We start from the raw sequence: 8,561 nt of genomic DNA, 5'->3' as shown, positions 1-8,561 counted from the left end.
GACGACTCCGGTCGGCAGGGTCAGCCCCGTCGCGCCGGCGAGCGCGTGCCGCAGCTCCGTGGCCGACACCGAGTCCATACCGGCCTCCAGGAAGCCGGTCTCCGGGCCGACCTCCTCGGGGCCGGCATGGCCGAGCACGGCGGCCGCGCGGGCCCGTACGAGGCGGGTCAGCAGCTCCTCCTGCCCGGCCGGGGTGGCGGCCGCCAGCCGGTCCCGCAGGGGTTCCCCGCCCACGGAATCCTCCGCGGACGCGGGCTCCTCCGGGGCGGTGAGGGCGCCGGCCGTCAGGGGGACGTCCGCCGCGAGCCAGTACCGCCGGCGCCGGAAGGCGTACGAGGGCAGGGGCGCCGTCGCCGTGCCGGGGTACAGGGCCCGCCAGTCGGGCGCGAGGCCGTCCGCGTACAGCTGTGCCACGCCCTGCGCCAGCACCACCGGTTCCTCGCCCTGCCGTCTGCCCAGGGGGACGAAGGTCCCCTCCGGGACGCTCTCCCGGGCCATGCCGGTCAGGACGGCGTCCGGCCCCAGCTCGGCGAAGCGCGTGGCACCGGCGTCCGCGAGGGACCGTACCCCCGCCGCGAAGCGGACCGGCTCGCGCACGTGGCGGACCCAGTACGCGGGATCGGACAGCAGGCCCCTCTCCGCCGGCCGCCCGGTCAGGTTCGATACGAGGGGGATGCGCGGCTCGTGGTACGTCACGCTCTCGGCGACGGCGCGGAAGCCGTCGAGCATGCCGTCCATGAGCGGCGAGTGGAAGGCGTGCGAGACCTTGAGCCGCTTGGCCTTCCCGAAGCCCTGCGCGATCCGCAGGACCTCGTCCCGCTCGCCGGAGATCACCACCGACGCGGGGCCGTTGACGGCCGCCAGGGCCACCCGGTCGGTGAGCAGCGGGAGGATCTCCTCCTCGCCGGCCCGGACCGCGGCCATCGCCCCGCCCGCGGGCAGCGCCTGCATCAGGCGGCCGCGGGCCGCGACGAGGGTGCACGCGTCCTGCAGCGTGAGGACGCCCGCGACGTGCGCGGCGGCGAGCTCGCCGATCGAGTGCCCGGCGAGGAGGTCGGGGCGGATCCCCCACGACTCCAGCAGCCGGAAGAGGGCGACCTCGTAGGCGAAGAGGCCGGTCTGCGCGTGGAGGGTCTGGTCGGCCCGGTCCGCGTCCGTGCCGGACAGGACGCCGGAGAGGCCGGTGCCGAGCGCCTCGTCCACCGCGTCGAAGGCCTCGGCGAACACCGGGTGGGCCGCCCGGAGCCCGGCGCCCATGCCGAGGCGCTGGGCGCCCTGCCCGGTGAAGAGGAACGCCGTGCGCCCGCCCTTGCGCGCGGTGCCCTGCACCACGGCGGGCGAGCTCTCGCCGGCGGCCAGGGCCCGCAGGCCGCGCAGCAGCTGGGCGCGGTCGGTGCCCACGACGGCGGCGCGGTCGCCGAGGACGGCGCGCCGGGTGCCCAGCGACCGGGCGACGGCGGCCGGTCCGAGCTCCGGCCGGGCCTCGGCGTACGCGTGGAGGCGCTCGGCCTGGGCGGGCAGGGCCTGGCGGCCGCGGGCGGACAGCGGCCAGATCAGGACGGGCGGTACAGGGCCGGACTCCGGCTGCTCCGGGACGGGCTCGGCCGGGGCTTCCTCGATGGCTTCCTCGATGATGGTGTGGGCGTTGGTGCCGCTGATGCCGAACGAGGAGATACCGGCCCGGCGCGGACGGCCGTCGGCCTCCGGCCACTCACGCGCCTCCGTCAGCAGTTCGACACTGCCCGCCGTCCAGTCCACCTGCCGCGAAGGCTCGCCCACGTGCAGGGACTTGGGCAGGAGACCGTGGCGCATGGCCAGCACCATCTTGATGACTCCCGCCACTCCGGCGGCGGCCTGCGTGTGACCGATGTTCGACTTGACGGACCCCAGCCACAGCGGCCGGCCCGCCGGCCGCTCCTGCCCGTACGTGGCGAGCAGCGCCTGAGCCTCGATCGGATCGCCCAGGGTGGTACCGGTGCCGTGCGCCTCCACCACGTCCACCTCAGCAGCCGACAGCCCCGCACTCTCCAGCGCCTGCCGGATCACCCGCTGCTGCGACGGACCGTTCGGAGCCGTCAGACCGTTGGACGCGCCGTCCTGGTTCACCGCCGAGCCCCGGACGACGGCCAGCACCTCGTGCCCGTTGCGCCGCGCGTCCGACAACCGCTCCACCACGAGGATGCCCACGCCCTCGGCGAATCCGGTGCCGTCCGCGCCGTCGGCGAAGGACTTGCACCGGCCGTCGGGCGAGAGCGCCCCCTGCCTGCTGAACTCGACGAACGTGCCGGGCGAGGCCATGACCGTGACCCCGCCGGCCAGCGCCAGGGTGCACTCGCCCTGACGCAGGGACTGGGCAGCCAGATGGAGGGCGACCAGCGACGACGAGCACGCGGTGTCGATCGACAGCGTCGGCCCCTCCAGACCGAGCGTGTACGCCACCCGGCCCGACACGATGCTGCCCGAACCGAAACTCCCGAAGTAGTCGTGGTACATCAACCCGGCGAACACCCCGGTCCGGCTCCCCTTCAGCGAACCCGGGTCGATCCCCGCACTCTCCAGCGCCTCCCACGAACCCTCCAGCAGCAACCGCTGCTGCGGATCCATCAACAACGCCTCACGCGGACTGATCCCGAAGAACCCCGCGTCGAACTCCCCCGCATCGTGCAGGAACCCGCCCTCGGCGGTGTAGCTCCTGCCTTCGGCGCCGGGTTCCGGGTCGTGGAGGTCGGGGTCCCAGCCGCGGTCGGCGGGGAAGCCGGTGATGCCGTCCCCGCCCTCCGCAACCAGGTCCCACAACTCCTCCGGCGAGCGCACGCCGCCCGGGTACCGGCACGCCATCCCCACGATCGCGATCGGCTCCCGCAGCGCGGCGGTCAGCTTGCGGTTCCGCTCCCTCAGCCGGTCGGCCTCCTTGAGCGAAGCGCGGAGCGCTTCGACCATCCTGGCGTCCGGTGTCTCGGGCTGAGCCACGTTCCCACTCCTTGTCACAGGGCGTCGCCGTCCCCGGCCGTGCCTTCGAGAGCCAGGCTGATCAGGCTCTCCGCGTCCATGGCGTCGATCGACGCGCCGCTCCCGCCACCCTGGTCCGCGCCGGGCCGCGGCCGGACCCCGGCCAGCTCCAGCAGGCCGTCGAGCAGGCCCGCGTCGCGCAGTGCGGCCAGGGGAAGCCCCGCGAGGGCGCGGCGGACGGCCGCTTCCTCACTCCCCTCGGCACCGGCGGCGGACCGCCCGGCCGGGGCCAGTTCGGCGGCCAGGTGCTCCGCCAGAACCTGCGGGCTCGGGTAGTCGAAAATCAGCGTGGCCGGGAGCCGCAGGCCGGTCGTCTCGTTGAGGCCGTTGCGGAACTCGACCGCGGTCAGCGAGTCGAAGCCCAGCTCGCCGAACGCGCGGTCCGGCTCGATCGCGGTGATCCCCAGCACTGCCGCGGCCTGTTCGCCGACCACCTCCAGGAGCAGCGGGGTGCGCTCCTGCGCGGGCAGCCGCGCCAGCCGGTCGCGGAGCGCGGCGGACGCCGTCGACGCGGCCCGGACGACGGTCCGGGACGGCCGGACGAGGCCGCGCAGCAGCGGCGGGACGCGGCCGGAGCGGGCCATGGCGGCCGTGTCGAGCCGGGCGGGCATCAGCACGGTCTCCTCGTGGCCGGACGCCGCGTCGAACAGGGCCAGGCCCTCCTCCGCGCCGAGGCCGGCCACGCCCGCCTGGGCGAGGCGCCGGGTGTCGGCGTCGCCGAGGCGGTCGGCCATGCCCCCGCCGCCGGACCACGCGCCCCAGGCCAGGGAGGTGGCCGGCAGGCCGGCCGCCCTGCGGTGCACGGCCAGGGCGTCGAGGAAGGAGTTGGCCGCGGCGTAGCTCGCCTGTCCGGGGCTGCCGAGCAGGCCGGCGGCCGAGGAGAAGAGGACGAACGCCGACAGCGGCCGGTCCTTGGTGAGGTCGTGAAGGTGCCGGGCGGCGTCCGCCTTGGGGCGGAGCACGGTGTCGAGGCGCTCCGGCGTCAGGGAGTCGATCACGCCGTCGTCGAGGACACCGGCGGCGTGGACGACGCCGGTCACCGGGTGCTCGGCCAGGAGCCGCTCCAGGGCGTCCCGGTCGGCGGCGTCGCAGGCGGCGACGGTGACCTCGGCGCCCAGGGCGGTGAGTTCGGCCCGGAGCCCGGCCGCCCCGGGGGCGTCGGGGCCGCGCCTGCTGGTCAGCAGCAGCTTCGGCACGCCGTGTGCGGTGACCAGGTGGCGTGCCACGAGGCGGCCGAGGGCGCCGGTCCCGCCGGTGACGAGCACGGTCCCGTGCCAGTCGGCGGAGCGCGCGGCGGACTGCGCGGCCCGGACGAGCCGCGGTGCGCTGAGGACGCCCGAGCGCAGGGCGAGCTGGGGTTCGCCGGTCGCGACGGCCGCGGGCAGCAGCCGGTACGCGTCGGGTCCGGCGTGCGCGCCGAGGTCGATCAGGACGATGCGGCCGGGGTGTTCGGACTGCGCGGACCGCAGCAGGCCCCAGGCCGCGGCGCCGGCCAGGTCGGTGACGTCCTCGCCGTCGGTGCTGACGGCCCCGCCGGTCACGACGGCCAGGGTCGAGGCCTCGAACCGCGGGTCGGCGAGCCAGGACCGGAGCCGGCCGAGCAGGCCGGCCGTGCCGGAGCGGACGGCCTGCGGGCCGTCGCCGCCGGTGTACGGCAGAACGAGCACGTCGGCCGGGGCAGGCAGGTGTGCCGCGGCCTCGCCGAGGTCCGCGACCGCGTGGACGGCGGTGACCTCCCCTTCGAGGGCGCCCGCGATCCCCTGCGCGTCGTCGAGCACGGCCCAGCGGCCGGCGGCGGAGGCCACGTCGTCGCCGGGCGCCTTGACCCACTCCACGGCGAACAGCGTGTCGCTCCTGCCCGCGGCGGCGGAGGCGAGGCGGTCGGCGGAGACCTCGCGCAGCGTCAGCGACCGCACGGAGAGCACCGGTGCGCCCAGCCCGTCGGTGGCCTCGATCCGTACGGAACCGGGACCGTCACCGGTGATCCGTACGCGCAGGGCGGTCGCTCCCACGGCGTGCAGCTCGACGCCGGTCCAGGCGAACGGCAGCATCATGCGCCCGGCGGCGCCCTCCCGCAGCCCGATCGCGTGCAGCGCGGCGTCGAACAGCGCCGGGTGCAGGGCGAACGCGTCGGTCTCCACGGGCAGTTCGATCTCCGCGAAGACCTCGTCGCCGCGCCGCCAGGCGGCGCGCAGGCCCTGGAACCGCGGCCCGTAGGAGGCGCCGAGCGCGGCCAGCCGCTCGTACACGCCGTCCAGGTCGAGCGGTTCGCCGGCGGGCGGCCAGGCCTGCGGCGCCGCCGCGGCGGGGACGGCCCCGGCCTTCAGGAGGCCGGTGGCGTGCGTGGTCCACGGGTCGCCCGCGGCGGCCGCGGACCAGACCCGGAAGGCCCGGGCTCCGGAGGCGTCCGGTTCGCTCACGGTGCACTGCAGGCGCACGGTGCCGTTCCCGGGCAGGACGAGGGGTTCGGCGATGGTCAGCTCCTCGACCGTGCCGCATCCGGCGCGTGCCCCGGCGGCGAGGGCCATCTCCACGAACGCCGTGCCGGGAAGCAGCACCGTGCCGCCGACGGCGTGGTCGGCGAGCCACGGGTGGCTCTGCAGGGAGAGGCTGCCGGTGAACAGCAGCCCGTCGGCTCCGGCCAGTTCCACGGCGGTGCCGAGCAGCGGGTGGCCGGCGGCGGCGCGGAGGCCGGGGGCGTCGCTCGCCATCCAGTAGCGGCGGCGCTGGAAGGCGTACGTGGGCAGGTCGACGCCGCGCCCGTCCGGCAGCAACCGCGCCCAGTCCACCGTGCCGCCGTGGGCGTGGAGCGCGCCGAGCGCGGCGGCGACCGCGGCCGGCTCGTCCCTGTCCTTGCGCAGCACGGCGATCAGGGCGGCGTCGCCGGTCAGGCACCCGGCGGCCAGCGCGGTCAGTACGCCGCCGGGGCCGATCTCGGCGAAGCGGCGCGCGCCCGCGTCCTCGAGGGTGCGCACGGCGTCGGCGAAGCGCACCGCCGAGCGGGCGTGGCGCACCCAGTACTCCGGCGAGCACAGCTCGTCCTCCTCGGCAAGGGCGCCGGTGAGGGCGGAGACGAAGGGGATGCGGGGCGGGTGGAAGGCAATGCCCTCGGCGGTCTCGCGGAAGGCGTCGAGCATCGGTTCCATGAGGGGCGAGTGGAAGGCGTGGCTCACGGCGAGTTCCCGGGTCCGCTCGAAGCGGGCCGCGACCGCGCGGACCTCCTCCGCCGGGCCCGAGAGCACGACGGAGTCCGGGCCGTTGACGGCCGCGATGCTGACGTCGCCGGTCAGCAGGGGCGCGACCGCGTCCTCGGCGGCCTTGACGGCGACCATGGCGCCGCCGGCGGGCAGGGCCTGCATGAGCCGGCCGCGGGCGGCGACCAGGGCCGCCGCGTCGGCCAGGGACCAGACGCCCGCGACGTGGGCGGCGGCGAACTCGCCGACGGAGTGCCCGGCCAGCAGGTCCGGCCGGACGCCCCAGGACTCCAGCAGCCGGAAGAGGGCGACCTCGACGGCGAACAGGGCGGGCTGGGTGTATGCGGTCCGCTCCAGCAGCTCCGCGGAGGACAGCACGTCGCGCAGGGGCCGGTCCAGCAGCGGGTCGAGGTGGCCGCAGATCTCGTCGAGGGCGCGGTCGAAGGCCGGGAAGGCCGCGGCGAGTTCCAGGCCCATGCCGGCGAGCTGCGAGCCCTGGCCGGAGAAGAGGAAGGCGAGCCTGCCGTCCGTCGCCGTTCCGGTGACCACGGACGGCGAGGCGGTTCCGGCGGCCAGCGCGCGCAGGCCGCGCAGGAGCTCCTCGCGGTCTCCGCCGGTGACGGCCGCGCGGTGGGTGAGCGCGGTCCGCGCGCCGGCGAGGGCGCCGGCGACGCGGTGCGGGTCGAGGTCGTCCCGGTCCGCCAGGTGGGACAGCAGCCGTCCGGCCTGGGCGCGCAGGGCGTCCTGGTCGTGGCCGGACAGCAGCCACGGTACGGCCGGGAGCTGTGCGGCCTGCGGCTCCGGAGCAGGCTCGGCGTCCGCGGGGGCGGCTTCGAGGACCACGTGCGCGTTGGTGCCGCTGATGCCGAAGGAGGAGACGCCGGCCCGGCGCGGGCGCCCGTACTCCGGCCATTCCCGGGCCTCGGTCAGGAGCCGGACGGTGCCGTCCGACCAGTCGACGTGCCGGGAGGGCTCGTCGACGTGCAGGGTCCGGGGCAGGACCTCGTTGCGGAGGGCCTGCACCATCTTGATCACGCCGGCGACGCCGGCCGCGGCCTGGGTGTGCCCGAGGTTCGACTTGACCGAGCCCAGCCACAGCGGGCGGTCGCCGGTGTGCTCCTTGCCGTAGGTGGCGATCAGGGCCTGGGCCTCGATGGGGTCGCCGAGCGTGGTGCCGGTGCCGTGCGCCTCCACCACGTCGACGTCGGCGCCGGAGATGCCCGCGGCGGCCAGGGCCCGGCGGATGACGCGCTGCTGGGCGGGGCCGTTGGGGGCGGTGATGCCGTTGGAGGCGCCGTCCTGGTTGACCGCGGTGCCGCGGACGACCGCGAGGACCCGGTGCCCGTTGCGGCGGGCGTCGGAGAGCCGTTCGAGGAGGAGGACGCCCGCGCCCTCGCTGAAGCCCGTGCCGTTGGCGGCGTCGGCGAAGGGGCGGCAGCGGCCGTCGCGCGACAGGCCGCGCTGGCGGCTGAACTCGACGAAGGTCCCGGGGGTCGCCATCACCGTGACGCCGCCGGCCAGGGCGAGCGTGCACTCGCCCCGGCGGAGGGACTGCACCGCGAGGTGCAGGGCGACGAGCGACGAGGAGCAGGCGGTGTCGACCGACAGCGTCGGCCCCTCCAGGCCGAGCGTGTAGGCGACGCGGCCCGAGACGAGGCTGCCGGAGCCGAAGCTGCCGAAGTAGTCGTGGTACATGACGCCGGCGAACACCCCGGTCCGGCTCCCGCGCAGCCCGGCCGGGTCGATGGCGGCCCGTTCGAGCGCCTCCCACGACGTCTCCAGCAGCAGTCGCTGCTGGGGGTCGGTGACGAGTGCCTCTTCGGCGTCCATGCCGAAGAAGGCGGCGTCGAAGTCGCCCGCATCGTGCAGGAACCCGCCGTGCCGGGCGTAGCTGGTGCCCTCGCGGTCGAGGGTGGGGTCGTAGAGCGCCTCCAGGTCCCAGCCGCGGTCGGCGGGGAACTCGCCGACGGCGTCGCTCTCCCCGGTGATCAGCCGCCACAGGTCCTCGGGCGAGTTCACCCCGCCGGGGTAGCGGCAGCTCATCCCGACGATCGCGACGGGTTCGTCGTCGGCCGCCGCGGTGGCCGTCTCCGCGGGTGCCGCGTCGAGCCCGCCGACGAGCTCGGCGAGCAGGTGACGGGCGAGGCCGGCGGGGCTGGGGTGGTCGAAGACCACGGTCGCGGGCAGCCGCAGACCGGTGGCCGCGCTCAGCCCGTTGCGCAGCTCGACGGCGGCCAGCGAGTCGAAGCCCAGCTCCCGGAAGGCCTTGTCGCGCTCGACGGCGTCGCCCGACCGGTGGCCGAGCACGGCGGCGACGTGCGTGCGCACGAGGTCGACCAGGACCGGCTCGCGCTCGGC

2 protein-coding genes are annotated in these 8,561 nt (G+C 76.3%); both read right to left on the bottom strand.

Annotated elements, in window-relative coordinates; all coding sequences use genetic code 11:
- The coding region (locus V7793_RS28210) for a type I polyketide synthase (RefSeq protein WP_336011476.1) at nt 1-2,970 on the bottom strand (2,970 nt) is incomplete at its 3' end.
- 14 nt (nt 2,971-2,984) lie between these two features.
- The coding region (locus tag V7793_RS28205) for a type I polyketide synthase (protein WP_336011473.1) at nt 2,985-8,561 on the bottom strand (5,577 nt) is incomplete at its 5' end.

The organism is Streptomyces sp. KLMMK, assembly GCF_036961605.1.
GTDB classification, from domain to species: domain Bacteria; phylum Actinomycetota; class Actinomycetes; order Streptomycetales; family Streptomycetaceae; genus Streptomyces; species Streptomyces telluris.
The sequence above is the reverse complement of the archived record's forward strand: the minus strand, read 5'-3'. Positions and strand labels throughout refer to the sequence as shown.